This is a genomic window from Mesorhizobium sp. M0678, from assembly GCF_040320505.1.
Classification (GTDB): Bacteria; Pseudomonadota; Alphaproteobacteria; order Rhizobiales; family Rhizobiaceae; genus Mesorhizobium.
This window is the reverse complement of record NZ_JAMYPT010000006.1, coordinates 269236-294680: the sequence shown is the minus strand read 5'-3', so window position 1 is coordinate 294680 and position 25445 is coordinate 269236. Positions and strand designations below refer to the sequence as shown.

Below are 25445 nucleotides of genomic sequence, written 5' to 3'. Positions count from 1 at the left end.
CGGCCTGTCCGGCAGCCGCGGCCGACATTAGCGGCCGACTTCCGATCCGACATAGGCGATGCGCAACATGTTGGTCGAGCCCGGCGTCCTCAGCGGCACGCCGGCCGTGATGATGACGCGGTCGCCCGGCTTGCCGAAACCTTCATCGAAGGCGATGCGGCAGGCGCGGTCGACCATGTCGTCGAGGTCGCTGGCGTCGGGAGAAACGACGCAATGCGTGCCCCACAACAGCGACAGCCGCCGCGCCGTGTTGAGGATCGGCGACAGCGCCACGATCGGCACTTGCGGCCGCTCGCGCGCGGCGCGCAAGCCGGTCGTGCCGGACGCGGTATAGGTGATGATCGCCGACAGCTTCAGCGTCTCGGCTATTTCGCGGGCGGCGAGCGAGATCGCGTCGGCTCCGGTCGCTTCCGGTTCCGAGCGCTGCGCGTTGATAATTCCGGCATAGGTCGGGTCGGTTTCGACCTTGGTGGCGATCCGGTTCATCATCGCCACCGCCTCGACCGGATAGGCGCCGGCGGCGGACTCCGCCGAAAGCATGATCGCGTCGGCGCCTTCAAACACGGCGATCGACACGTCCGACACCTCGGCCCGCGTCGGCACCGGCGCGGTGATCATCGATTCCAGCATCTGCGTGGCGACCACCACCGGCTTGCCGGCACGGCGCGCGGCGCGGGTGATCTGCTTCTGAATGCCAGGCACGGCTTCGAGAGGCATCTCGACGCCGAGATCGCCGCGGGCGACCATCAGCGCATCCGAAAGCTCGATGATCTCGGCCAGCCGGGCGACGGCCTGCGGCTTTTCGATCTTGGCCATGATCAGCGCCCGGCCGCGTGCGATCTTGCGCGCTTCGGCCAGGTCCTCGGGCCGCTGCACGAAGGACAGCGCCACCCAGTCGACGCCGGTCGCCAGAACCGCGTCGAGATCCCGGCGGTCCTTTTCCGTCAGCGCGCCGACCGGCAGGTCGGTGTCGGGCAGGCTGACGCCCTTCTTGTCGGAAATGGTGGTGCCGGCGACGACGGTGCAGACGATCGCCTTGCCGTTGCTGCTGACCGCCTTGAGCTCGAGCTTGCCGTCGTCGATCAGCAGGCGATGACCAGCCTCGACCGAACGCAGGATTTCGGGATGCGGCAGGTAGACCCTCGTCGAATTGCCGGGCTCGGGATTGTCGTCAAGCGTGAAGGTCTGACCGACGGTCAGCACCTCTTTGCCGTTGGCGAACTTGCCGACGCGCAGCTTTGGCCCTTGCAGGTCGGCGAGAACGCCGATCGGCCGGCCGACCGCCTCCTCGACGGCACGAATGCGGCCGACAAGCGTACGCATCAATTCATGGTCGGTGTGGCTCATATTGATGCGGAACACGTCGGCGCCGGCTTCGAACAGCTTCTTCAGCATCTCCTCGGACGAGGAGGCCGGACCGATGGTGGCGAGGATCTTGACCTTGCGGCTGCGTCTCATTGACTGTTTGTTCCCGGGGCGGCTGGAGCGCCATCCGTTGCGGGCTCGTCAGTCAGCTGGACCATCCAGCTTGCCTGCTCGCCCGTGTCATATTCCTGGAATCCGGCGCGCTGAAAGCCCCGGGCGACGCAATCGGTAACGCCGGCGATCTTGAACTCTTTTTCGGCCACGCACATGTTGATCGGACCATCCCAGCGTCCGCCGCGCTCGGCGTCTTCTGCATAAAGATAGTAAAACCTTGATGACAACGGTCCCTCGATCAGCGTCTTGCAGCTCGATCCTTCGATGTGCCACCAGCCTTCGGTGATCCAGCCGGCTTTGGCGCGATAGCCGATGCCGACACCGACCAGGTTCTGCGTGGCGTTGCAGACCCGGAAATCGGCCCGTGCCGGCGAGGCCGAAATCACCGCGAAAAGACCCATGGCCGGTACCAGGAGCGGCATGGCCAAGGCGTGGCGCACACGCAGCCTGCCGGCGAAACCCATCCTGAAACCCCTCAAGAACCACATTTGCATCTCTCAACGCCCCTTTTCGGAAAAGTCCGTACGCATGTCAACGCGCCGATCTGTCCAATTCCAATCGATTTAGAAGGCTCTGGCGCGCTTGCGGTCGCCCCTGCTCAGTTTTTTGGCAGAAACCGTGGCCAAACAACGGCATTGCGCAAGCGTTCTCTTCGTGGAATGACGATACCACCTCCCCGAAAGCCAGCGAACAGACCTTTCCCGCCAATGACCCGATCCACAGTTTTCGCGCCTTTCGATATCGTCGAAGGCGATCGCAAGCGCGGCATGGTGCTTCTGGCCGATCACGCCCGCCGCGACCTGCCGGAGGAGTATGGCAGTCTCGGCCTGCCGGCGGCGGAGTTCGACCGCCACATCGCCTACGACATCGGCGTCGAGACTGTAACCCGCGAACTCGCAAGTCTGCTCGGCGTTCCGGCGGTGCTTGCCAATTTTTCGCGACTGCTGATCGACCCCAATCGCGGCGAAGACGATCCAACGCTGATTCGCCAGCTCTATGACGGCACCGTCATCCCGGGAAATTATCCCATGGCCCCGGAGGAGCGCGAAAGGCGGCTGGACCGCTTTTACCGCCCCTATCATGATGCCGTCGGCGCCATGATCGCCTCTGTGGCGCGAGCATCCGCGCGGGCACCCTTCATCTTTTCGGTGCATTCCTTCACACCGACCATGCAGGGATTCGTGCGGCCGTGGCACGCCGGCATATTGTGGGACCTGGACGACCGCGTTGCGCGGCCGCTGATCGACATGCTCGCCGAGGACAAGAGCCTCATCGTCGGCGACAACGAACCCTATGACGGCGCACTGCGCGGCGATACCATGTTCAGGCATGCCATCGTCAACGGCTTTGCCCATGCGCTGCTCGAGGTCCGCCAGGACCTGATCGCCGACCGCAAGGGTGCCCTCGCCTGGGCCGAACGGCTGGCGCCGATCGTTGACGCGATAGATCGACGTGCCGATATACATGCGGTGAAAATATTCGGCTCGCGCACCGGGCCGGTATGATGAGGCCCAAGGGAGGCCAACATGACATGACCGAACTCAGCGAAGAACAAAAGCGCGATTTCGAAGCCGCTGCCTTCCGCCGGCTGGTCGCGCATCTGCACGAGCGTTCCGACGTACAGAACATCGACCTGATGAACCTCGCCGGCTTCTGCCGCAACTGCCTGTCCAACTGGTACCGCGATGCGGCGCAAGCCGAAGGTGTCGAACTCAGCAAGGAACAGTCGCGCGAGATCATCTACGGCATGCCCTATGCCGAGTGGCAGGCACTGAACCAGATCGAAGCCTCCGACGCCAAGAAGGCCGAGTTCGAGGCAAGACGCCCTAGGGATCACTAGGGGAGGACGCCGTGCCTAAGATCGACGTTGCCGAGGTGCCCGTACGCAAGGGCTCATCCTATCCACCGCCGTTCGATGCACCCTGTGCCGAACGCGTGCGGCAGCGGCTAGGCAACGCAGGCGGGCTCACCGACTTCGGCATCAATCTCATGCGCCTGCCGCCGGGCAACTGGTCGAGCCAGCGCCACTGGCATTCGCACGAAGACGAATTCGTCTACGTGCTTGAAGGCGAGCTGACGCTCGTCGAAGATGCCGGCGAGACGGTGCTGCGCGCCGGTGATTGCGCGGCCTTTCCGAAAGGATCAGGCAACGGCCATCACATGATCAATAAATCGGGCGCGATGGCGATCTATCTCGAAGTCGGTTCGCGCTGGCCCGACGACGTCGCCACCTGCTCCGACATCGACATGATGAGCACCAACGCTGACGGCCGGTTTGTGCACAAAGATGGCGCGCCTTATCCCGAGTCGTAGGGATTTCGGAGTGGACCGCCGAGGTGGTTGGCCGACGCGAGAGGACGTAGCGTCTGGTCCAAGCACTTTCGGCGAAGAGCGCTTGACTGTGAATTGAATCGATCTAATTTGCCGCGCAACGCCATTTCCGGACCGGATTCTACCCGATGGACGCGCAGAAAATCACGCAGATCGCGATTCGTGGACGCTGGGCAGTGGCCGGCATCTTCCTCTCCAACGGCTTCCTGACCGGCAGTTGGGCGCCGCAGATCCCGGTGTTCCTGACGCGACTCGACATTTCGAAGTTCACGCTCGGCTTGCTGATTCTGTTGTTCGGTGCCGGCGCCGTCACTGCCATGACCTGGTGCGGCCATCTGATCTCGAAGCATGGCTCGCGCACGGTGCTGCGCTGGTTCGGACTTGCCGGCAGCTTCGGCCTTTTGGTTGTGGCTCTGGCCCCCAACGTGCCCCTTGCGGCCGTCGCCATGTTCATCTTCGGCGGTTCGATCGGCGGCATGGACGTCGCCATGAATGCCAACGCAGTGGCAGTCGAACGGCGGCTGTCCCGTGCCATCATGTCGTCCTCGCACGGCTTCTGGAGTCTTGGCGGTTTCGCTGGCGGCGCTTTGGGCGGTTTCGCCATCCAGAACTACGGTCACCTCGCCCATGCGACAGTGGTGACGGCTCTTGCCTTTGCCGTCATCGCCGTCGCGATCCGCTACCTGATCGCCGAGGACAAGCACCCAGTCGCCGAGCATCACAAATTCGCGCTGCCAGCAAACCCGCTGGTCTATCTGGTTGGGCTGATGGCGCTGCTGACGATGATCTCCGAAGGTGCGGTACTCGACTGGGCGGCGCTGTATCTCAGGCAGGAGCTCGGCGCCGATCTTGCCATCGCAGGCCTGGCCTATGCCGCCTTTTCCGGAGTCATGGCCATCATGCGCTTTCTCGGCGATGGCGTCCGCAACCGTTTCGGTGCCGTTACGACATTGCGCGCCTCGGCCCTTGCCGCTGCTGCCGGCATGCTGGTGGCCGGGCTGGCTCCCTCGCCTTGGCTGGCCATTGCCGCCTTCGCCTTTTGCGGCCTCGGCATTGCCAACATGGTGCCGATCATTTTTTCGGCCGGCGGCAACCAGGAGGGCATGGCGTCCGGCACAGGCATGAGCGTCGTCACAACAATGGGTTACTCAGGCATTCTGGTGGCGCCGTCGGCGATCGGCTTCGTCGCCGAGCACTCGAGCTTCGGCCCGATCTTCGTCGCACTCTCCGGGCTGCTGGTCGTCGTGCTGTTGATGGCCGGCCTCGCTCACCGCGCCGAATTCGCTGCCGAGCCTGCACCGGCTGAATAGCGCTTGAACTCTTCGTAGAGGAAATCCGCGACGCGGCGGATGCGCACGCTGGTACGCACGTCGCGGTGCATGGCCAGCCACACCGGCAGCGTCGGCAGCGGGAGACCCGGCAGCACTGTCTCGACCAGCGGATCACGGTCGGCGAGCGGCTCCTGGCCAAAGCCGATACCGTTTCCCGCCCGCACCGCTTCCCACAGCACGATCTGATTATCGGTCCTGAAGCGGAAGGCATTGCGGGCGAGCGGGACGCCGAACTGGGCAAAGCCGCGAATGATCTCATCGCTGCGGTCGAAGCCGACCAGATCATGGCCGGCAAGATCGCGGGCCTCGCGCGGACGGCCACGCCGGTCCAGATAGGATTTTGCCGCGCAGGCGCGGAGCGGAATGTCGGTCACCTTGCGCGCGACCAGCTCATTCTGCGCCGGCTTGACCATGCGAATGGCGATATCGGCGTCGCGACGCAGCAGATTCTCGACCTGGTTCGAGGCGACGATCTCGACCTCGATGCCCGGCTCCTCGAACCCAAGCCTCGCTGTGATTTCCGGCAGCACATAGGCCGCCACCACTTCGCTGGCGGCAATGCGCACCGTACCCTCGATCGCCTCGACCGATCCCAGCGCCAGCAGCGAAAAGGCGCTCGCCTGCTCGCTCACCGCGCGGCCCCGTTCAAAGAGCGTGCTGCCCGCTTCCGTGAGCGCGTAGCCACGCCGCCCGCGCCGGAAGAGCGTGACACCGAGCGCCTGTTCCAGCTCGGTGATGTGGCGGCCGAGCGTCGGCTGGCTCGCGGCAAGTTTTCGCGCGGCGGCCGACAGGCTGCCGGTCTCCGCCACGGTGACGAAACTCTTGATCAGGTTCCAGTCAATATCCATTCAAAATTGAATATCATATCGCCAATCATAGTCAATTTTCATTCGTTTGCGAAGATACAATATTGGGGTCGTAACGCAACACGGAGACGAACAATGACCACGATCGCAATTCTCGGCGCCAATGGCCGCCTCGGCCGCACGGTCGCCATGGCCTTCCTCGATGCCGGCTACGATGTCCGCGCTGTCACCCGCAGCGGCAAGGTGCCGGCCGAGCTCAAAGGCGCTACGGCGATCGCCGGCGACGCGCTCGACCGTGCTGCGCTGATCCGCGCGACCGAAGGCGTCGATATCATTTTCAACGGCCTCAACCCGCTCTACACCGACTGGAGCAAATGCCTGCCGATGGCCGAGAATGTGATGGCTGCCTGCCGGGCGAACGGCGCGCTGCATCTCTTCCCGGGCACCGTCTACAATTACGGTTCGCAGATGCCGGCGGTGATCGCCGAAGACACGCCGTTTCGCCCGACGACGGAAAAGGGCCGCATCCGCGTCGCCATGGAAGATCTGTTTCGCCGCGAGGCCGACGCGGGTCGGGTGCGCACGATCTTGCTGCGCGCCGGTGATTTCTTCGGTGGTACCGGCAGCGGATCGTGGTTCGATCTGGTTGTTGCCGCCAAGATGACCAAGGGCGTCTATACCGCCCCAGGGCCGGTCGATCTCGTGCATGAATGGGCCTATCTGCGCGACTTGGCCAAGGCCTTCGTCGGGCTGGCTGACAGTCTCGACAAGCTCGGCTCCTACGAGGCGCTGAACTTTCCTGGCCATGCGGTGACCGATCTGGACATCAAGGCGGCCGCGGAGAAGGCGCTCGGACGCACGCTGAAGCTGACGTCGATGCCGTGGTGGGTGCTGCGCGCCGGCAGCCCGTTCGTGGCGATGTGGCGCGAGATCGTTTCGATGTCCTATCTCCGCTTCGAGCCGCACCGGCTGGTTTCGGGCAGGCTGGAAAGCGTTATCGGTACGATCCCGCACACGCCGCTGGAAGATGCAGTGTCGGAAGCGCTTGAGGATATCGGCATCGCCACGATCAAGACGACGCAAAAAGCTGCCCAACAAGGAACTTAAAAAAGGCGGATGGCCTGATGGTCATCCGCCGCTGTTCGGGAGGAAGGTTGCGCTCAGATCCGGCCCATTAACAGCAGCACCAGGACAACGATCAGGATGACGCCGACGATGCCGGATGGTCCGTAACCCCAGGACCGGGAATGCGGCCATGCCGGAACCGCGCCGATCAGAATAAGAATAAGGATAATGATGAGAATGGTGCTGATCGTCATCAGAAAATCCTCGCTTTGAGGTTGCAATGACGGAACAATGCAGAAGGCCGCCCATTGTTCCCGGGCGGCCTTTGCTTGATCAGGATGGCGATCCGGACTCTATTCGGCGGCCTTCGGGAAGGCGATCGCCGGTTCGGCACCCAGATCGGCGTCCAGGCCTTTCGACGGGATTTCGGCCTTTCGACGCCCCAACAGGCGACTGAACCAGCCACGACGCGCACCGGGTTTGACCTTGGCGCGAGTAAACACCATCAGCATCGACGGCGTCACCACCAGCGTCAGCACGGTGGCGAAGGACAGCCCGAAGACGATCGCCGAAGACAGCGAAATCCACCATTGCGTCGACGGCGCGTTGATCGTCGTCTCGTGATGGAAGATTTCGAGGCCGAGGCCGAAAGCAATCGGCAGCACGCCGAGGATCGCCGACACCGCCGTCAGCACCACCGGACGGGCACGTTCGCGGCAGGTCTGCAGAACGGCTTCGTATTTGTCCCAGCCCTCTTCGCGCAACCGGTCATAGGTGTCGATCAGCACGATGTTGTTGTTCACCACCACCCCGGCCAGCGCGATGACACCGATGCCCGACATGACGATGCCGAATGCCTCTCCCGTCAGCAGCAGCCCGAGGAACACGCCGATCGTCGCCATGACCACGCAGGACAGCACCAGCCAGACGCTGGTGAACTTGTTGAACTGCGCCAGAAGCACGATGAAGATCAGGAAGATCGCCGCACCGAAGGCTTTGCTGAGGAAGGCACCGGCCTCTGCGCTGTCCTCATTCGAACCGGCAAGCTTCCAGCGAATGCCGCTGCCGAGGTTCATGTCGGCGACAGCTTTGGTGACCTCCTGCTGGACGGCAGCCACCTGGGCGCCGGCAGCGACGTTGGCCTGGACGACGACCGTTCGCGCACCGTCGATGCGGTTGAGGATACCGACCGTCGGCTCCGGCTTGCGCACGACGAAGTTCGAGATCGGCACCGAGCCTTGAGCGGTCTGCACCCTGAGTTCGTCGAGCGTCGACAGCGTGCGCCGATCCTCGGGCAGGCGCAGCCTGATGTCGACTGCATCGTCGGCGCCAGCGGGCCGGTATTCGCTGAGCTTCAGCCCGTTGGTCACCAGTTGCACCACCGTTCCGACCGCAGTCGGGCTGATGCCGTACTGCGCCGCCTTGGCGCGATCGACCTCGAGCGCCCAGTCGACGCCGGGCGGCGCCAGGCCGTCGGAAATATCGATGACGCCGGGCACCTTGGCTATGCGCGCGGCGACGGCGCGGGCCTTGTCGTCAAGGCCCTTCGGATCGACGGCCGAAAGCCTGATCTGGATCGGCTTGCCGGTAGGCGGGCCGGCTTCCGGCACGCGAACCTCGACGTCGACACCGGGAATGCCGGCCATAACGCCGCGCAGTTCGTCCAGGATTGAGTTCGCCGATTTACGCTCGCGCCAGTCGACGAATTCGTACTGGATCACGCCAACCACGTCTTCCGGAACATCCTGGCCGCCGCCCTGCGTCTTGCCGACGCGGGTATAGACAGACTTCACGCCCGGCCAACCGAGCAGTCGATTTTCCGCGGTCTTGGTGGCCGCGTCCATTTCGGCAAGCGAAAGATTGCCGCGGGCGTGGACATAGAGCAGGCCGTAGTCAGGCTCGACATTCGGGAAGAATTCGACGCCGGCACCGAATTTCGAATAGGCGTAGCCGACGCCGAACAACAGCGCCACAGTGAGGACAAGCACGGTGATGGGATAATGCACCGCCTGCTTGACCACGGCCATGTACCAGCCGTCGCGATTGTCGTCGGGGTGATGGGCCGGCGCCTTGGCAAATATCGCGCCCAGCGTCGGCGCGAAGACCAGCGCATAGAGCATCGAGGCCGAGAGCGTCACGATCAGCGTGATCGGCATGTATTTCATGAAGTCGCCGATAATGCCCGGCCAGAACAACAGCGGCGAGAAGGCGGCAATGCGCGTCATCGTCGCCGCGATGACCGGGCCGGCCATGCGCTTGGCGGCAAGCGCGAACGCTTGCTCCTTCGGCATGCCCTCGCTCATGCGTCGCTCGGCGAATTCGGTGACGATGATGGCGTCGTCGACCAGCATGCCGACCGCCAGGATGAGGCTGAACAGCACGATCATGTTGATCGTGTAGCCCATCATTGCCAGCAACAGGATGCCGATCAGGAAGGACGAGGGGATGGCCAATCCGATCAGCAGCGAGGCACGGCCAGACAGCGCGTAGAGAATGACGATGAACACCAGGATGACGGCGATCATCACGTGGTTCTGCAGGTCGCCGAGCAACTGGTTCACGAAGACGGACTTGTCTTGCGTGTAGGTGACGTGCATGCCCTCCGGCATCGTCTTGATGAAGGCGTCGGACACCTCCCTGACCTTGCCAATCGTATCGATCAGGTTGGAGCCGATGCGCTTCTTCACCTCGATGGCGATCGCCGGCTTGCCGTCGAGGCGGGTGACCGTCTCGGCGTCCTTGAATGTGGAGCGGATGGTGGCAATGTCCTTGGCCTGCACCACCGCATTGGGGCCGGCGACGACCGGCAGCGCCGCCACATCCTCTGGCGTCTCGATAAGCGAGGGCACCTTGACCGCGTATTTGCCCTCGGATCCTTCGATGTTGCCGGCGGCGACAAGACTGTTGGAAGCGCCGACCGCACCGATCAACTGGTCGAGCTGCAGCCCGTAGGAAGACAGCTTCATCGGATCGATGACAACTTCGACGAGGTCGTCGCGCGCACCCTGCAGCGAGCCCTCGAGCACGCCAGGCACTTCCTCGATGCGGTCGCGCAGCTCGCGCGCCGCCGCCGTCAGCACGCGCTCGGGCACCTCGCCCGACAGCGTCACGACCAGGACGGGGAACTCGGAGATGTTGACCTCGGAGACCACGGGCTCCTCAGCCGCTTGCGGCAGGTCGGCCTTGCCGTCCTGCACCTTGCTGCGCGTGTCCTGCAGCGCGGTGGCGAGATCCGTCTGTGGCTGGAATTCGACCAGCACATAACCGCCGCCCTGGAAGGCGGCCGAGCGCATCTCCTTGAGGCCTTTCAGGCTCTTCAGCTTGGCTTCCATCGGCCGCAGCAGGAGGCGCTCGGAGTCTTCCGGCGAGATGCCCTGGTAGATCAGGCTGACATACATCATCGGAATCGGAACATCCGGTTCCGCTTCCTTCGGCGTCGACTGGTAGGCGACCGCACCGGCAAGGATGAGAAAGACCAGGACCGCAATGGTCAGCCGGGCATTGCTGATAGCAAGTTTGACGATGTCCATGATTACTGCGTCCCGGCCGTCGCTTCGCCCAACAGCTTTTGAATGGTCGCCTGGTCGGCTGCGACCGGCTTGACCACCTCGCCTTCCTTCACCAGCTCCTGGCCGGCGACGATAATGCGGGCGTCGGCCGCAATGCCGCCGAGCACCAGGCCGGTTGGCGTGTCGTCGACTAGATCGATCGGGAAGAACACGACCTTGTCGTCCTTGTCGACGGCGCGGATGCCGAGGTCGCCCTTGTCGCCGAGCGTCACCACCGATCGCGGCAGCATCACGGCGTCGGTCGGCTGGGCGCTGAGCGCAATTTCTGCCGTCATGCCGGCCGGTACGGACCCATCGGCATTGGGGATAGCGACTTCAACCCGAAAGGTACGGGTTGCCGAAGATGCATCCCGGCTGATGTAGCGCACCGTACCCTTGACGGTCTGGCCACTGACCAGGCGCACATTGGCTTCGTCACCGATCTTCAGATAGCCGAGATCGCGTTCGCTGACTTCGCCGCGTGCGATCACCGGATCGAGCTTGAGAATGGTCGCCACCTCGCCGCCCTGCATGACGGAACTGCCAAGCTCCACCGGCACCCGGTCGATGACGCCGTCGAAGGGCGCCTTCACCTCGTTGCGGTCGAGCTCGGCTTGCGCTGCGTCCAGTTGCGACTTGGCCAGCGTCAGGTTGGAACGGGCCGTATCGAGCTGCAGCTTGGGCAGATTGCCGGTTTTCATCAGCCGCAGGGCCGCAGCCAGCTCGGCCTCACGTTGCACGACAAGCTGCTTGGCGTTGTCGACCGCCGAGATCTTTTCCTCGGCGGCAAGCATCAGGATGAGGTCGCCGGTCTTGACGTGCTGACCCTGCTTGACCGGCAGCTTGTCGATGACGCCGGCGACGCGTGTCGCCAGGACGGCGCGCTTATCGGCTTCGGTCAGTCCGGAAATGCGGATAGCGCGTGCATAGGTGCGCCGCGGCGGGGTTATGACCGCGACCGTGCGTAACGGCGCCTTGGGCTGTTCCGCCTCGGCAGTCCCCGGCTTGGCAGCCCCCTGTTTGCCAGTTTGGGGCTTGCCTGCGTCGGCTGCCTTGGGCTGCTCGACCTCTCCTGCCTTGGGCTTGTTGTCGGCGGACGCGCTGCCGACGGACGAGAATTCGCCTGTCGCCATCCAGCCGGCGAACCCGATGAGCACAACAATGGCTGCAAGCTTGTGAAACCTGAATTTCGGCATCGTCATTTTTTCCAGTGCGCGGGGTTCGGCCAGGCCGCATCTTCTACTTGGGGCGCGTCGCCGATATGGGTGCGCGCGAGGCCGTATTCAAATTGCCGTGATCGGCGAAGCGCGCTTCTACCTCAAAGTTGCATCGCAATATAGTCAGAAAAGTTGATGGGTTGTTGCTTTGTCCGCAAAGATGCGGCTGCAGCATCGGCTGTTGATCGCCAAAACAGCGGTATGGCAGCAAGTGTCAGGATGATTGACGGATTGCGAATGCCATCTGCTTGCGAAGCAGCTAGGCCGGACGGCGGGCGGCCTCGGGCTGCTTGCGCGCCGCAAGAAATTCCTTGACCCGCCGGCCCGGCGCCGGCCCGCGCACCGGCTTCAAGCCGTCGTCGAGTTCGCCGGACAGATCGATCGTCGGCCGCTTGCCGACGGCGTCATAATTTTCTTCCAGCCAATCACTGGCTGCGGTGCGGCCGAGGTCGCGCAGATAGGCAAGGAACGCCCATTCGGCATTGACCTTGGATGATGCCGACAGATCCTTGAACGCTTCGTCGGCATCGATGCGGTGCATGCGGATGTCGCGATATTCGCCGTGCGGCAATCGGCCGGCGGCGATCAGTTCCTTGACGAAGGCGATCGAGCGGAATTCGCGCAACAGCCCGGCATTGAAGGTGATCTCGTCGATGCGGTTCTGGATCTCATTGGCGCTCTTCGGCGTTCCCTCGCGGACCACCGGATTGATCTGCACCAAAAGCACGTCCTCGGTGGCCGCCGTCTTGAAGAACGGGAACAGTGCCGGGTTGCCGCCATAACCGCCATCCCAATAGGGCACGCCCTTGATCTCGACGGCACGGAACAATTGCGGCAAGCAGGCCGACGCCATCACCGTGTCGAGGTCGATCTCGCCGTCCGAGAAGACCCGCAACTGGCCGGTCTCGACATTGGTAGCGGAAATGAACAGTTCCATCGACTTGCAGGCGCGCACATTGTCGAAATCGATCTCACGTTCGACCACGTCGCGCAGCGGATTGATGGCGAGCGGATTGGCGACATAGGGCGAAAATACCCGAGACATCGTATCGAACAGGAAATAGCCGGGCGTGTTCTCGATCGACCAATTGCCCCAGGCGACGTCCCAAGGCATGCGCTGTACCGGGCTGAAGCGGCCCTTTGCCGCCACCGCACGCCAGAAATCGTCGAGCTTCCGCCGCGCGCCCTCGACACCGCCGCGGACAAAGCCGTCGGCCAGCGCCACGGCATTCATGGCGCCGGCGCTGGTGCCCGAAACCGCCGTTATGTCGAGGCGCCCGTCCTCGAGCAGCCGATCGAGCACGCCCCAGGAAAACGCCCCGTGCGAACCGCCGCCTTGCAGCGCGACATTGATCTTCTTTGGCTCTTCCGCCTTGCCATTTTTCGGCATGGCGTGGCCCTTGACCGCTGGAAGCCTCACTGAGCGGTCCAGCCGCCATCGACAGAGATGTGCGCGCCGTTGATCTGCGCCGCCGCATCCGAGCATAGGAACACCGCGGCCGCCGCAACCTGCTCGACGGTGACGAACTCCTTGGTAGGCTGCTTTTCGAGCATGACCTCACGGACCACCGTCTCGCGGTCCATCTTGTTGGCCTTCATCTGGTCGGGGATCTGCGCCTCGACCAGCGGCGTCAACACATAGCCGGGACAAATGGCATTGCAGGTGATCTTGTCGCGCGCCAGCTCCAGGGCGACCGTCTTGGTCAGGCCCAGAATGCCATGCTTGGCCGAGACATAGGCCGATTTGAACGGCGAGGCGACAAGGCCGTGGGCCGAGGCGACGTTGACGATCCGGCCGCCACCGGCCTGTTTCATCAACGGGATGGCGGCTGCGATGGTGTGGAAGGCCGATGACAGGTTGATGGCGATGATCGTATCCCATTTCTCGATCGGGAAGCTTTCGACCGGCGCGACATGCTGGATGCCGGCGTTGTTGACCAGGATGTCGACCGAGCCGAATGCCTCGGCTGCCTTCGCCACCAAAGTCCGGCACTCGGCCGGCTTCGACATATCGGCCTTGACGTAGACGGTCTTCACCTGGTGGTGCTTCGCGATTGCGTCGGCGATGGCGTGATCGTCGGCGGTGTCGGAAAAGGAATTGACGACGACGTTGCAGCCTTCGGCCGCGAGCGCGTGAGCAATGGCCAGGCCGATGCCCGAGGTGGAACCGGTGATGATGGCGGTTTTTCTGGCGGTCAAGGCGGCTTTATTCCTTTCGAGGCGGGCTCCCGTGGAACCATGCTGCACTGCAGCATATAGGCTCTCTGTCACCCAAGAACAGCGGATGTGTGGAGCAATGACATGAAATTTTTGTCATGTAGACCTCTCTCGTCCCCTAAGAGAGGTCGTTGCCTCGTTTCGCAAAGCATGCGCTGAAAGCTCGTCAGGCGACGAGGTCCGGCACCGTCCCGATATAGCGCGACTGCGGCCGGATCAGCCGTCCGCTCGTTTGCTGCTCGCGCGCATGGGCAATCCAGCCGGCGACGCGCCCGGCAGCAAAGACATTGGTGAACGCCTCTTTCGGAAAGCCCGCCGCTTCCAGCAGGAGCGCTGTGAAGAACTCGACATTGGTCTGGAGCGAGCGCGACGGCTTGGCGATGAGAAGCACTTCGAGCGCCGCTTGCTCCACGCTTTCGGCAAACGCCAGCCGGTGGCCGGCTTCGCCCTTGGCGCCGAGCTGCCGCACCACCGCTTTCAGCACGTCGGCACGCGGATCGCGCACACGGTAGATGCGATGCCCGAAGCCCATGATGCGGCGGCCACGCGCGATCTCGCCACGCAGCCAGCCGGCGGCGTCGCCATGCGCCTCGATCGCATCCAGCATCTCGATCACCGGACCTGGCGCGCCGCCATGCAGCGGCCCCTTGAGCGCTCCGAGCCCGGCCAGCACCGCCGAAGTAAGCCCGGCCTGCGTCGAAGCGACCACGCGCGCGGCGAAGGTCGATGCGTTGAGGCCGTGGTCGCAAACCGTCACGAGATAGGCATCGAGCGCCTTCGCCAATTTAGGCGAGGCCACAATGCCGGTCAGCATCCGCAGCATGTCGGCTGCATGATCGGCCTTGCTATCGGGCGCAATCGGGCTTTCGCCGCGCTGCAAGCGCAGCAAGGCCGGCGTCAGCACGGCAGGTGCCGCAACCAGCCGCAGCGCGTCCGACAATTTGCCGCCATCCGGCAGCAGGGCAATACCGGCGCGCATCGCGCTGTAGATATCGACGGATGCGAGAAACGGCAGCAAGGGTTTGATCTGCTCGAACACTTCGCTGCGCGCCCGACCGATCGCGTTCGCCAGCTCGCTGCCGTCGGGAAGATCGTCGAAAAAGCCGTCGAACAGCAGATGAACCACCTCGGCGTATTTCCAGCGGCCTGCCAGTTCGGGCAACGAATGGCCCCGGATGGTCAGGCGGCCACCAAGACCGTCAACATCGGAGAGCACCGTTTCCGCCGCCACCACATCATCGAGCCCATTCGCCATTGGTTTTCTCCTTGACCCTTTCCGGGTGGAAGATAAGGGTTGGTGACTCGACCATCAATCTTGATCAACGGAATCAACATGACAAGGCTGACATGACGGAGTGGCTGACGCGGGACGAAGCCCTGGAGCGTCTCAAGGTGCGAGCCCAGACCCTCTATGCCTATGTCAGCCGCGGACGCATCGGCGTGCGGCCGGACCGGGCGGATCCACGCCGCAGCCAGTATCGCGCCGACGATATCGCGGCGCTGGCGAGCCGCCGGGCTCGTGGCCGAAATCCCCAGGCAATCGCCGAAAGTGCAATTGCCTGGGGTGAGCCGGCGATCGCCACCACGATCTCGACCGTTTTGCATGGCCGCCTTGTCTATCGCGGCCAGGATGCGGTTGCTCTCTGCGAGGCTGCCACGCTGGAGCAGACGGCAAACCTGCTTTGGGCATCTGGCGCACCAGTGTCGTTCGTCTCGGCGAGCCGCCATGACAACGGCGCAACTGGCCGGCCGGCTGCCTTCGCGGAATTGGCCGCGTTGGCGGCCAACGGCCGGCCTTCGCTCGGCCGAAGATCGGCTTCGCTCAACCACGATGCGGCCGGCGCCATCGCCGCTTTGGCCCAGGCGCTCGGCGCGAATCCCGGAACTGGTGCCGTGCACGAAAGGCTGGCGCGGGGATGGTCGCTCGATGCGGCCGGCGCAGACTTGATCCGTCGCTCACTGGTACTGTTGGCCGATCACGAATTGAACGCATCGACCTTCGCCGCGCGGGTCGCCGCGTCCACCGGTGCACCTGTTTCGGCCTGCCTGCTTGCCGGCCTCGCCACGCTCTCCGGTCCGCGTCATGGCGGCGCCGCGGAGGCGGTCATGATGCTGGCGGAAGATGCGCAGAGATTGGGGCCGGATGCGGCTGTCGGACGCTGGCTCGGTCACGACAGGCCGCTGCCCGGATTTGGCCATCCGCTTTATCCCGACGGCGATCCGCGTGCGGAACCGTTGCTGGCCGCGATAGATGTCGATGATGGGCTGTTACGGCTTTGCGATGCGGCCTTTGCGGCAACGGGCATGCGCCCGAACGTCGATTTCGCTTTGGCCGCGCTGACGCGCGGTCTCCGTTTGCCGTCCGATGCGCCGTTCCGCCTGTTCGCGCTCGGCCGCAGCGTCGGCTGGGCCGCGCATGCCGTGGAGCAGGTGACAAGCAACGGCCTGATCCGGCCACGCGCCCGCTACCAGGGGCCGCTGCCGGAGCAGCTCTAGCCGCGCTGTTTGCGAAGTCTCAGCGGCGCCTGAGCGAAGGTTCGACGCGGCGCCTCGCCCCGGCAATCACGACATGGTGTCGAGCTTGCGCTGCATCGCGGCGATCTGCTCCTTCAGCTCCTGAAGGTCGTCGGGTTTTTCCGGCGTTTCCTTCCTGGCCGGTTCGGCCGGCGCTGCTGCCGGCGCCGAGCCCGCGGACGGGAACGGCGTGAACAGCCGCATGGCGTTCTGGAACATTTCCATGTTGCGCCGCGTCTGCTCCTCCAGCACCTTGATCGGCGTAGCGATCTTCATCATGTCCATCGGCGACTTGCCGAGGGCATCTTTCATCTGCTCGCGAAAGCGCTCCTGCTCCTTCGAGAAGGCCAGCATCGACTGCTCGAGAAAGCTCGGCACGATCATCTGCATCTGGTCGCCATAATAGGCGATGAGCTGACGCAGGAACGGGATCGGCAGCATGTTCTGCCCGTCCTTGTTCTCCAGCTCGAAGATGATCTGGGTCAGTACCGGATGCGTGATGTCGTCACCGGTCTTGGCGTCCTGGACAGTAAAGTCCTCGCCTCTTTTGACCATTTCAGCGAGATCCTCGAGCGTCACATAGGTGCTGGTGCCCGTATTGTAGAGACGGCGATTGGCATATTTCTTGATAACAATAGGTTCGTCTTTTGCGGCCATCTGCATCCTCCCCGGACACCGGGCAGCTTAAGTAAGCCGCCGGTAACGATTGCGCCTTTTTAAAGGATATGCGCAAAAGCGTCATGAATCCAAGCAGTTTGTGCAGTGCGGGAACATTTTATGCTGCGCAGCACGGATGGGCCGCCGTTGCAGCGGCGGGCGGCATGCTTGCGGCAGTGGGACGCCATGCCCATTTCGGGTTTGACTCGGGTTGTGGAAAGGGCAAGAAAAGTCCCCGACGGCACCCGAAATCGTTCCCCGAAAGCCTGGAGAAGAACATGTCCGCTTCCAACGCCATCGTTGTCGCCAGTGCAGCACGCACGCCCGTCGGCTCCTTCAACGGCGCTTTCGCCAACACCCCAGCCCATGAATTGGGTGCCGTCGCCGTCAGGGAAGCGCTGGTCCGTGCCGGCGTCGACGGCAAGGAGGTGGACGAGGTCATCCTCGGCCAGATCCTGACCGCGGCTCAAGGACAGAACCCGGCGCGGCAGGCGGCTATGGCCGCCGGCGTGCCGCAGGAGGCGACCTCCTGGGGCCTGAACCAGCTCTGCGGCTCCGGCTTGCGCGCCATCGCGCTCGGCATGCAGCAGATCGCCCAGGGCGATGCAAAAATCATCGTTGCCGGCGGCCAGGAATCGATGTCAATGGCTCCGCATGCGCAACATCTGCGCGGTGGCGTCAAGATGGGCGATTTCAAGCTGATCGACACCATGATCAAGGACGGCCTGACCGATGCCTTCTATGGCTATCATATGGGCAACACCGCTGAGAACGTCGCCCGCCAGTTCCAGATCACCCGCGACGACCAGGACCAGTTCGCACTGGCTTCCCAGAACAAGGCCGAGGCCGCGCAGAAAGCCGGGAAATTCAAGGACGAGATCGTTGCCTTTACAGTCAAGGGCAGGAAGGGCGACACCGTAGTCGACCAGGATGAATACATCCGCCACGGCGCGACAATCGATGCCATGACCAAGCTCAAGCCCGCCTTCGACAAGGAAGGCACGGTGACTGCTGCCAATGCTTCCGGCATCAACGACGGCGCCGCCGCCGTGGTGCTGATGACCGAAGCGGAAGCCGCAAGGCGCGGCATCACACCGCTGGTGCGTATCGTTTCCTGGGCGACCGCCGGTGTCGACCCGCAGATCATGGGGACGGGACCGATCCCCTCCTCGCGCAAGGCGCTGGCCAAGGCCGGCTGGTCGGTTGGCGACCTCGATCTGGTCGAAGCCAACGAGGCCTTTGCCGCGCAGGCCTGCGCCGTCAACAAGGACATGGGCTGGGATCCGGCCATCGTCAACGTCAATGGCGGCGCCATCGCCATCGGCCATCCGGTCGGCGCCTCGGGCGCCCGCATCTTCAACACGCTGGTCTACGAGATGCGCCGCAGAAGTGCCAGGAAAGGCCTTGCCACGCTGTGCATCGGCGGCGGCATGGGTGTTGCCATGTGCGTGGAAGCAATGGGATGAATGGCAAATTGTGAATGGTGAATGGAAGATCGGAGGGCTTACGCAATAATCATTCCCCATTCCCCATTCACCATTCACTCTGGGAGGGAAACGCATGACAAAGGTTGCAATCGTCACAGGCGGGTCGCGCGGCATCGGCGCGGCGATATCGGTCGCCTTGAAAAGCGCCGGCTATTCGGTCGCCGCAAACTACGCCGGCAATGAAGAAGCGGCGGCAAAGTTCAAGGCCGCGACCGGCATCCCGGTCTATAAATGGTCCGTCGCCGACTACGAGGCCTGCGCCGCCGGCATCAAACAGATCGAAGCCGATCTCGGTCCCGTCTCGGTGCTGGTCAACAATGCCGGCATCACTCGTGACGCGATGTTCCACAAGATGACGCGCGAGCAATGGAAAGAGGTCCTCGACACCAACCTTTCCGGCGTCTTCAACATGACGCATCCGTTGTGGGGCGGCATGCGCGACCGCAAGTTCGGTCGCATCATCACCATCTCCTCGATCAACGGCCAGAAAGGCCAGGTCGGCCAGGTCAATTATTCGGCCTCGAAGGCCGGCGATATCGGCTTCACCAAGGCACTGGCCCAGGAAGGCGCGCGCGCCGGCATCACCGTCAACGTCATTTGCCCTGGCTACATCGCCACCGAGATGGTCAAGGCAATGGACGAGAAGGTCCTCAACGAGCGCGTCATCCCGCACATCCCGGTCGGCCGTCTCGGCGAGCCGGAGGAAATCGCGCGCTGCGTCGTCTTCCTCGCTTCCGACGATGCCGGTTTCATCACCGGCTCGACCATATCAGCCAATGGCGGCCAGTACATCGCCTGATCGTTTATCTTTACGTTGAGACAGATACGCGCTTGGACGAACGGGCCTGCAAAACGGCCCGTTTCTATAGCGGTCTTCCCGTTGCAAGATCTCGATGCGGCACGCTGCCCCAATCCGGCACGCAAAGGTTAACGGCCGCTGCGCAGCCTATGCAAAAACCGCCCGGCAGCCTGTGGATTCTCGGTGGAAAAGCTGTTCACAACACAACATGCAGCGGTGAACAAACCAAGAAACTTCGGCTATCTCTGATTCGTCGCCGATTCGTTCCGGCTTTGAGCGGAACGTTAACGGCGAGAGCTGAAAACACCCTCGAAATGATTGAAGCGCGTTAGGAAACATCAATAATTTCATAATGTTGTGCGAAGCAGATTGGCCAGCCACGACCATTCACCGGCAAAGGTTAACCGCAGTGCTCGCTTGGATGCCACTTGCATAAATCGGGCCAGTTTCCGTGATTCAGCATGTGGTGAGACTCGCCGACAGAAAACCCAGATGTAGCCGTGAACAAACCCTGAATCAGCGCGAGTCAGTGATTCGTCGCTGATTCGTTCCAGACTCGTTCCAACTGTTAATCGGGAACAGATTTTCTGGCTTCGAACCAACCAATCGGCCTGCCCTCGGCATATTCCGCTTTCGCTTCGCGCCCGAAATCCCTATGTGTCGCCTGTCATACGCGGCCAATATGGGCGCGCTCCCGACAATGCGAGGCAGAGAGCCTTATTTCCAGGCCGATGAACATCTATCCGAAACACACTGAACCGCTGATCCTGTCGGGTCGAGACGTGACGGCCGTGCTCGGCCCGACCAATACCGGCAAGACCCATCTCGCGATCGAGCGCATGGTGGCGCACGAAAGCGGCGTCATCGGCCTGCCGCTCAGGCTGCTTGCCCGCGAGGTCTATACGCGCGTCTGCGAGAAGGTCGGCGCCCATAAGGTGGCGCTCATCACCGGCGAGGAAAAGATCCAGCCGGCGGGCGCGAAATACTCGGTCTGCACCGTGGAAGCGATGCCGCGCGAGACCGACGCCGCCTTCGTTGCCATCGACGAGGTCCAGCTCGCCGGCGATCTCGAACGCGGACACATCTTCACCGATCGCATCCTGCATCTGCGCGGCCGCCAGGAGACGCTGCTGCTCGGCGCCGCCACCATGCACGGCATTCTGCAGCGCCTGCTGCGGGGCGTGTCGGTAGTGACGCGACCACGCCTGTCGCATCTTGCCTATGTCGGCTCGAAGAAGCTGACCCGCCTGCCGCGGCGCACCGCGATCGTCGCCTTCTCGGCCGACGAGGTCTATGCCATCGCCGAGCTGATCCGCCGCCAGCAGGGCGGTGCCGCCGTCGTGCTCGGCGCACTCAGCCCGCGCACCCGCAACGCCCAGGTGGCGCTGTTCCAGTCGGGCGACGTCGACTACCTCGTCGCCACCGACGCCATCGGCATGGGCCTCAACCTCGACCTCGACCACGTTGCCTTCGCCCAGAATCGCAAATTCGACGGTTACCAGTACCGCAACCTGACGGCGGCCGAGCTCGGCCAGATTGCCGGCCGCGCCGGCCGGCATCTGCGCGACGGCACCTTCGGCGTCACCGGCCAGGTCGATCCGCTGGATGATGAACTGGTCAACAAGATCGAGGCGCATGATTTCGATCCGGTGAAAGTGCTGCAGTGGCGTACCGCGCATTTCGATTTCGCCAGCCTCGATGCGCTGAAGCGCTCGATTGAGACCAACGCCCCGGTAGAAGGCCTGACGCGCGCACTGCCGGCAGTAGACGCGCAGGCGCTCGAGCATCTGTCGCGCGACGAGGACGTCCGGGCACTCACCACCGATGCCAGACGCGTGGCGCTGCTGTGGGAAGCCTGCGCGCTGCCCGACTACAGGAAGATCGCGCCGGCCCAGCACGCCGACTTGATCGCCTCCATCTACATGGACCTTGCCAGGCACGGCCATGTCGACGAGAACTACATGGCCGAGCAGGTGCGCCGTGCCGACACCACTGAAGGCGACATCGACACGCTGTCGCACAGGATTGCCCAGATCCGCACATGGACCTTCGTCTCCAACCGGCCCGGCTGGCTGGCCGATCGGGCACACTGGCAGGAAAAGACGCGCGAAATCGAAGACAGATTGTCGGATGCGCTGCATGAGCGGTTGACGAAACGTTTTGTAGACCGCAGGACTTCCGTCCTCATGCGGCGCCTTAGAGAAAACACGATGCCTGAAGCCGAAATCAGCCCAACCGGAACCGTCCTCGTCGAAGGCCATCACGTCGGCGAGCTGCAGGGTTTCCGCTTCACCGCCGACCAGAGCGCCGGCGGCGAGGATGCCAAGGCGGTGCGGGCGGCGGCGCAGAAGGCGCTTGCCGCCGAGTTCGAAGCGCGGGCCGAGCGGTTCGGCGCCTCTGCCAATGGCGACATTGCGCTGGGTTCGGATGGCACGCTGCGCTGGATCGGCGCGCCGATCGGCACGCTGGTTGCCGGCGAAGACGCTTTGAAGCCGCGTCTCGTTCTGCTCGCCGACGAGCAACTCACCGGCCCGGCACGCGACAAGGTTGCGGCGCGCGCCGAGCGCTTCGTCAACTTCCAGATCGAATCCCTGCTGAAGCCGCTGGTCGACCTCAAGAATGCGGAGCAGATCACCGGCATCGGCCGCGGCATTGCTTTCCAGCTCGTCGAGCATTTCGGCCTCATCAACCGTCGCGACATCGCCGACGAGATGAAATCCCTCGACCAGGAAGGCCGCGCGGCGCTTCGCCGTCTCGGAGTGCGCTTCGGCGCCTACCATGTCTTCGTGCCGGCGCTGATCAAACCGGCGCCGGCGGGGCTGATAACGCTGCTGTGGGCGCTGAGAAACGACGGCAAGGACAAGCCCGGCTTCGGCGATGTCGTTCACGCACTGGCCTCCGGCCGCACCTCGGTGGTCATCGATCCGACCTTCGACAAGACCTTCTACAAGCTTGCCGGCTACCGCAATCTTGGCCGGCGTGCTGTACGCGTCGATATTCTCGAACGGCTGGCCGACCTGATCCGGCCGGCGACCAACTGGAAGCCGGGCCTCGGCCCTCGCCCCGACGGCGCCTATGACGGTCAGTCCTTCATGGTGACGCCGCCGATGATGTCGATTCTCGGCGCCACCGCCGACGACATGGAAGAAATCCTGAAGGGACTCGGCTATCGCGCCGATGCCAAACCGGCGGCCGAGGTCAAGGCGCGGCTCGAAGCACAGGACAATGCCGCGCGTGAAGCTGCCGCTGCAAAGCAGGCGGCGGAAGAGGCTGCGCGAGTCGAGCAGGCGAGGATGGCGGAAGCATCTGCCGCGGCAGAGCCGCCGGCGGAGGCTTCGGAACCTGTGTCGGATGCGGCTCCTGTTGCGGAGGCGGCGGCCGAAGCTGTGACCGAAGCGACGGCAGAGCCTGTCGCGGAAGCTCCAGCCCCTGAAGCTGCGGCAGAAGTCACGCAAGAGACCCGGCCCGCCGCGGAGGCGACTGCTGAAGCGCCTGCGGAACCAGCGGCCGAGCCAAGGGCGGAACTTGGGGCGGAAACTGAGGCTGCGGCATCGGCAGAACCGCCGGTTTCCGACACTACGGAAGCATCGCCGGCCGAACCTGCAGCGACGGCGGAAGCCGTCTCCGGCGAAGCTGCTCCAGAAGCGGAGGAGCCAAAACCTGTCCTGTTATGGCGGCAGGGTCGTTTCGACCAGCGCCCGCGTCATCGCCAGCATGACAACCGCCCCCGGGACAATCATCGGGACAATCGCGCGCGCAATGGTCAAGCTGGGCCGGACAGCCGCAGCGATGCGCCGGCAGATGCCGGCGGGCAACCGACGCCGGGCGACCGGCCCGCCCGTCAGGGGCGCCACGACCAGCGCGACGGCGCCGGCAAGCCGCGCTTCGATCGCAGCAAGTTCAAGCCCAGGCCGCAAGGCGAGGCGGCAGAACAGCGCGCCGGCAAGCCGCAAGGTGAACGCCCGGACCGGCGCGAAAACCGGCCCGACTGGAAGGCTGGCCGACAGGACGGCAAAGGCGGCGCCCAAGGCGCAAAGCCCGCCTTCCAGCCAAAGCCGCGTGAGGAACGCCCGGTCCGCTTCGATCCGGACTCGCCCTTCGCCAAGCTCGCCGCGTTGCGCGACCAGCTGAAGAAGTAGGCTGCTCGTCCAATGGTCACTGATGCCCGCCAGCGCATCGACAAGTGGCTGTTCTTCTCGCGCGCGGTAAAATCGCGCACGCTGGCAGCCAAGCTGGTCGTCGCCGGACGCGTCCGCATCAATCGCGACAAAGCAGCGCAGGCCTCCGATACGGTCCGGCCGGGCGACGTTTTGACCATCACGCTGGAGCGGCGGATCTTCGTCTGGAAAGTCCTTGGCACCGGCGTACGGCGTGGCCCGGCCGAAGAGGCCCGCCTACTCTACGAGGACATGTCGCCGCCCCCCGCGCCCAAGGGCGAGGCGCTTCCGGATGCGGTGCCGCCGTTGCGCGAGGCCGGCAGCGGTCGCCCGACGAAGAAGGAACGCCGCCAGACCGACCACCTGCTCGGCGACGATTGAGCAAGGTCGAACGCCCGCTTTGCCGGCCTTCCGGAATTCCATTCCGGAAACCGCGGCACCGCTGGCAGGGGCCGCCCTTGCCACCAGCGGACAAAGGCGTTACCTCACCAAAAAAGCCCAATAAAATGGGACGTCCCGGAGCCGACCAATGACCTATGTCGTGACCGACAATTGCATAAAATGCAAATACATGGACTGCATCGAGGTCTGTCCGGTCGACTGCTTCTACGAAGGTGAGAACATGCTCGTCATCCACCCGGACGAGTGCATCGATTGCGGCGTCTGTGAACCGGAATGCCCGGCCGACGCGATCAAGCCCGACACCGAGTCGGGCCTCGACAAATGGCTGCAGATCAACACCGAATATGCCGACAAATGGCCCAACATCACCGCCAAGAAGGAGCCGCCGGCCGACGCTAAAAATTTCGATGGCGAAACTGGCAAGTTCGAGAAATATTTCTCCGCCGAGCCCGGCGAAGGCGACTGACGAGCCTGCCGGCTGCGGCGGCCTGACGCCGCGTAACAGACGTGATACATTAACTGCCTTGACAGGCGGCGACGGCGCGTGGCCTTCGCGCGTGCAGCAAAACCTTGATTCTTCCGACTTTTTGTGTTATATCAACCAAACATGCCGGTGACACAACGTCGATTTATGGCGCAAACGCCCCAAATCACTGAAAGGTGAATTTCTCAATCCGGACCAGAGCGATCTGGGGCAGGCGGTCGCAATGTTGCGATTTGCCGGTCCTGGCCTTTCCGGTGAGTTCATCGTTGTGTGGCTAAGGACCGGTCACCCCGGTCGCACGAGTTCGGGCCGGCACGATGCCGGTACCACAACAAGGAGTTCAGGGCGTAATGGCAACGATCACCCCGCAGAAGAAGTCCACCGCAGCGCGCCACGGTTTCAAGACCGGCGAGTACATCGTCTATCCGGCGCATGGTGTCGGCCAGATCGTCTCGATCGATGAGCAGGAAGTCGCGGGCCACAAGCTGGAGCTGTTCGTCATCGACTTCCAGAAGGACAAGATGCGCCTCAAGGTGCCGGTCGCCAAGGCGACCTCGATCGGCATGCGCAAGCTGTCGGAAGAGGATTATGTCGAGCGCGCGCTGAAGGTCGTGCAGGGCCGCGCCCGCGTCAAGCGCACCATGTGGTCACGCCGCGCCCAGGAATATGATGCCAAGATCAACTCCGGCGATCTGATCTCGATCTCGGAAGTGGTGCGCGACCTTTACCGCGCCGATAACCAGCCGGAGCAGTCCTATTCCGAGCGCCAGCTCTACGAGGCGGCGCTTGACCGCATGGCCCGCGAGATCGCGGCCGTCAACCGCATGTCGGAGACCGAAGCGGTGCGCCTCATCGAGGTGAACCTCAACAAGGGCCCGAAGCGCGGCGCCAAGGCCGACAACGAGGAAGCCGAGCAGGAAGAAGCCGCCTGAGCTTTTTTGCTTTCGAATT

22 protein-coding genes are annotated in these 25445 nt (G+C 63.5%); 12 read left to right on the top strand and 10 right to left on the bottom strand.

The genetic code is table 11. The annotated features are described in order from the left end of the window. Positions 1–27: 27 nt before the first annotated feature. Positions 28–1458, bottom strand: a complete 1431-nt coding sequence (pyk, locus tag NKI29_RS14305; RefSeq protein ID WP_352454861.1) for a pyruvate kinase — start codon at positions 1456–1458, stop codon at positions 28–30. Continuing rightward, positions 1455–1901 (bottom strand): DUF1036 domain-containing protein, encoded by a 447-nt coding sequence (locus tag NKI29_RS14300; protein ID WP_502894514.1) that lies wholly within the window; start codon positions 1899–1901, stop codon positions 1455–1457. The genes pyk and NKI29_RS14300 overlap by 4 nt, the downstream gene beginning before the upstream one ends. 285 nt (positions 1902–2186) lie before the next feature. Here NKI29_RS14300 and NKI29_RS14295 point away from each other — a divergent pair, with 285 nt between their 5' ends. The 4 genes from NKI29_RS14295 to NKI29_RS14280 all read left to right on the top strand — a co-directional run bounded on the left by NKI29_RS14295 (position 2187) and on the right by NKI29_RS14280 (position 5120). Then, complete coding sequence (locus tag NKI29_RS14295) at positions 2187–2984, top strand: N-formylglutamate amidohydrolase (RefSeq protein WP_352572000.1); 798 nt, start codon at positions 2187–2189, stop codon at positions 2982–2984. Between the two features lie 26 nt (positions 2985–3010). After that, the gene (locus NKI29_RS14290) at positions 3011–3319 is read left to right on the top strand and encodes a DUF1244 domain-containing protein (protein ID WP_352572001.1); all 309 of its coding nucleotides are present in this window, start codon (positions 3011–3013) and stop codon (positions 3317–3319) included. Between the two features lie 11 nt (positions 3320–3330). Next, positions 3331–3792 (top strand): cupin domain-containing protein, encoded by a 462-nt coding sequence (locus NKI29_RS14285; RefSeq protein WP_352572002.1) that lies wholly within the window; start codon positions 3331–3333, stop codon positions 3790–3792. Between the two features lie 146 nt (positions 3793–3938). Beyond that, entirely contained in the window at positions 3939–5120 is a 1182-nt protein-coding gene (locus NKI29_RS14280) for an MFS transporter (protein WP_352572003.1), read from the top strand. On the opposite strand, the gene NKI29_RS14275 is transcribed toward NKI29_RS14280, so the two are convergent. Then, on the bottom strand, positions 5078–5989 hold the full coding sequence (locus NKI29_RS14275; protein ID WP_352572004.1) for a LysR family transcriptional regulator: 912 nt from the start codon (positions 5987–5989) through the stop codon (positions 5078–5080). The genes NKI29_RS14280 and NKI29_RS14275 overlap by 43 nt on opposite strands. A gap of 93 nt (positions 5990–6082) precedes the next feature. On the opposite strand from NKI29_RS14275, the gene NKI29_RS14270 reads away from it, so the two are divergent. Then, positions 6083–7054, top strand: a complete 972-nt coding sequence (locus tag NKI29_RS14270; RefSeq protein WP_352572005.1) for an SDR family oxidoreductase — start codon at positions 6083–6085, stop codon at positions 7052–7054. A 53-nt stretch (positions 7055–7107) separates the two neighbouring features. On the opposite strand, the gene NKI29_RS14265 is transcribed toward NKI29_RS14270, so the two are convergent. The 6 genes from NKI29_RS14265 to NKI29_RS14240 form a co-directional block, all read right to left on the bottom strand. Beyond that, positions 7108–7266, bottom strand: a complete 159-nt coding sequence (locus tag NKI29_RS14265) for a DUF3309 family protein (RefSeq protein ID WP_023678456.1) — start codon at positions 7264–7266, stop codon at positions 7108–7110. 99 nt (positions 7267–7365) lie between these two features. Beyond that, the gene (locus tag NKI29_RS14260) at positions 7366–10542 is read right to left on the bottom strand and encodes an efflux RND transporter permease subunit (protein ID WP_023678455.1); all 3177 of its coding nucleotides are present in this window, start codon (positions 10540–10542) and stop codon (positions 7366–7368) included. 2 nt (positions 10543–10544) lie between these two features. Beyond that, positions 10545–11756 (bottom strand): efflux RND transporter periplasmic adaptor subunit, encoded by a 1212-nt coding sequence (locus NKI29_RS14255; protein WP_352724341.1) that lies wholly within the window; start codon positions 11754–11756, stop codon positions 10545–10547. Positions 11757–12036: 280 nt separating this feature from the next. Beyond that, complete coding sequence (locus NKI29_RS14250; RefSeq protein WP_352572011.1) at positions 12037–13167, bottom strand: patatin-like phospholipase family protein; 1131 nt, start codon at positions 13165–13167, stop codon at positions 12037–12039. Between the two features lie 26 nt (positions 13168–13193). Further along, complete coding sequence (locus NKI29_RS14245) at positions 13194–13976, bottom strand: 3-hydroxybutyrate dehydrogenase (RefSeq protein ID WP_352696842.1); 783 nt, start codon at positions 13974–13976, stop codon at positions 13194–13196. A gap of 184 nt (positions 13977–14160) precedes the next feature. Further along, complete coding sequence (locus tag NKI29_RS14240) at positions 14161–15249, bottom strand: citrate synthase/methylcitrate synthase (protein ID WP_352634177.1); 1089 nt, start codon at positions 15247–15249, stop codon at positions 14161–14163. Between the two features lie 92 nt (positions 15250–15341). On the opposite strand from NKI29_RS14240, the gene NKI29_RS14235 reads away from it, so the two are divergent. Beyond that, on the top strand, positions 15342–16490 hold the full coding sequence (locus tag NKI29_RS14235) for a citrate/2-methylcitrate synthase (RefSeq protein ID WP_352634179.1): 1149 nt from the start codon (positions 15342–15344) through the stop codon (positions 16488–16490). Between the two features lie 66 nt (positions 16491–16556). On the opposite strand, the gene phaR is transcribed toward NKI29_RS14235, so the two are convergent. Beyond that, on the bottom strand, positions 16557–17165 hold the full coding sequence (phaR, locus tag NKI29_RS14230) for a polyhydroxyalkanoate synthesis repressor PhaR (RefSeq protein WP_352454871.1): 609 nt from the start codon (positions 17163–17165) through the stop codon (positions 16557–16559). Between the two features lie 278 nt (positions 17166–17443). Here phaR and NKI29_RS14225 point away from each other — a divergent pair, with 278 nt between their 5' ends. The 6 genes from NKI29_RS14225 (at position 17444) to NKI29_RS14200 (ending at position 25426) form a co-directional block, all read left to right on the top strand. Further along, on the top strand, positions 17444–18631 hold the full coding sequence (locus NKI29_RS14225; RefSeq protein WP_352696845.1) for an acetyl-CoA C-acetyltransferase: 1188 nt from the start codon (positions 17444–17446) through the stop codon (positions 18629–18631). Positions 18632–18725: 94 nt separating this feature from the next. Beyond that, the gene (gene phbB / locus NKI29_RS14220; RefSeq protein WP_023678447.1) at positions 18726–19451 is read left to right on the top strand and encodes an acetoacetyl-CoA reductase; all 726 of its coding nucleotides are present in this window, start codon (positions 18726–18728) and stop codon (positions 19449–19451) included. A gap of 731 nt (positions 19452–20182) precedes the next feature. After that, entirely contained in the window at positions 20183–23590 is a 3408-nt protein-coding gene (locus NKI29_RS14215) for a helicase-related protein (protein WP_352796541.1), read from the top strand. Between the two features lie 12 nt (positions 23591–23602). Continuing rightward, positions 23603–23989 (top strand): RNA-binding S4 domain-containing protein, encoded by a 387-nt coding sequence (locus NKI29_RS14210; protein WP_023680553.1) that lies wholly within the window; start codon positions 23603–23605, stop codon positions 23987–23989. 148 nt (positions 23990–24137) lie between these two features. Then, the gene (gene fdxA / locus NKI29_RS14205) at positions 24138–24476 is read left to right on the top strand and encodes a ferredoxin FdxA (protein ID WP_023680554.1); all 339 of its coding nucleotides are present in this window, start codon (positions 24138–24140) and stop codon (positions 24474–24476) included. Between the two features lie 368 nt (positions 24477–24844). Continuing rightward, positions 24845–25426, top strand: a complete 582-nt coding sequence (locus NKI29_RS14200; RefSeq protein ID WP_006327799.1) for a CarD family transcriptional regulator — start codon at positions 24845–24847, stop codon at positions 25424–25426. Positions 25427–25445 lie beyond the last annotated feature (19 nt).

Bases quoted from the DNA above. Each gene is read 5' to 3' on its own strand.
- pyk (WP_352454861.1), bottom strand. From the start codon at position 1,458: ATGAGACGCAGCCGCAAGGTCAAGATCCTCGCCACCATCGGTCCGGCC.
- NKI29_RS14300 (WP_502894514.1), bottom strand. From the start codon at position 1,901: ATGCCGCTCCTGGTACCGGCCATGGGTCTTTTCGCGGTGATTTCGGCC.
- NKI29_RS14295 (WP_352572000.1), top strand. From the start codon at position 2,187: ATGACCCGATCCACAGTTTTCGCGCCTTTCGATATCGTCGAAGGCGAT.
- NKI29_RS14290 (WP_352572001.1), top strand. From the start codon at position 3,011: ATGACCGAACTCAGCGAAGAACAAAAGCGCGATTTCGAAGCCGCTGCC.
- NKI29_RS14280 (WP_352572003.1), top strand. From the start codon at position 3,939: ATGGACGCGCAGAAAATCACGCAGATCGCGATTCGTGGACGCTGGGCA.
- NKI29_RS14275 (WP_352572004.1), bottom strand. From the start codon at position 5,989: ATGGATATTGACTGGAACCTGATCAAGAGTTTCGTCACCGTGGCGGAG.
- NKI29_RS14270 (WP_352572005.1), top strand. From the start codon at position 6,083: ATGACCACGATCGCAATTCTCGGCGCCAATGGCCGCCTCGGCCGCACG.
- NKI29_RS14265 (WP_023678456.1), bottom strand. From the start codon at position 7,266: ATGACGATCAGCACCATTCTCATCATTATCCTTATTCTTATTCTGATC.
- NKI29_RS14260 (WP_023678455.1), bottom strand. From the start codon at position 10,542: ATGGACATCGTCAAACTTGCTATCAGCAATGCCCGGCTGACCATTGCG.
- NKI29_RS14255 (WP_352724341.1), bottom strand. From the start codon at position 11,756: ATGCCGAAATTCAGGTTTCACAAGCTTGCAGCCATTGTTGTGCTCATC.
- NKI29_RS14250 (WP_352572011.1), bottom strand. From the start codon at position 13,167: ATGCCGAAAAATGGCAAGGCGGAAGAGCCAAAGAAGATCAATGTCGCG.
- NKI29_RS14240 (WP_352634177.1), bottom strand. From the start codon at position 15,249: ATGGCGAATGGGCTCGATGATGTGGTGGCGGCGGAAACGGTGCTCTCC.
- NKI29_RS14235 (WP_352634179.1), top strand. From the start codon at position 15,342: ATGACGGAGTGGCTGACGCGGGACGAAGCCCTGGAGCGTCTCAAGGTG.
- phaR (WP_352454871.1), bottom strand. From the start codon at position 17,165: ATGGCCGCAAAAGACGAACCTATTGTTATCAAGAAATATGCCAATCGC.
- NKI29_RS14225 (WP_352696845.1), top strand. From the start codon at position 17,444: ATGTCCGCTTCCAACGCCATCGTTGTCGCCAGTGCAGCACGCACGCCC.
- phbB (WP_023678447.1), top strand. From the start codon at position 18,726: ATGACAAAGGTTGCAATCGTCACAGGCGGGTCGCGCGGCATCGGCGCG.
- NKI29_RS14215 (WP_352796541.1), top strand. From the start codon at position 20,183: ATGAACATCTATCCGAAACACACTGAACCGCTGATCCTGTCGGGTCGA.
- NKI29_RS14210 (WP_023680553.1), top strand. From the start codon at position 23,603: ATGGTCACTGATGCCCGCCAGCGCATCGACAAGTGGCTGTTCTTCTCG.
- fdxA (WP_023680554.1), top strand. From the start codon at position 24,138: ATGACCTATGTCGTGACCGACAATTGCATAAAATGCAAATACATGGAC.
- NKI29_RS14200 (WP_006327799.1), top strand. From the start codon at position 24,845: ATGGCAACGATCACCCCGCAGAAGAAGTCCACCGCAGCGCGCCACGGT.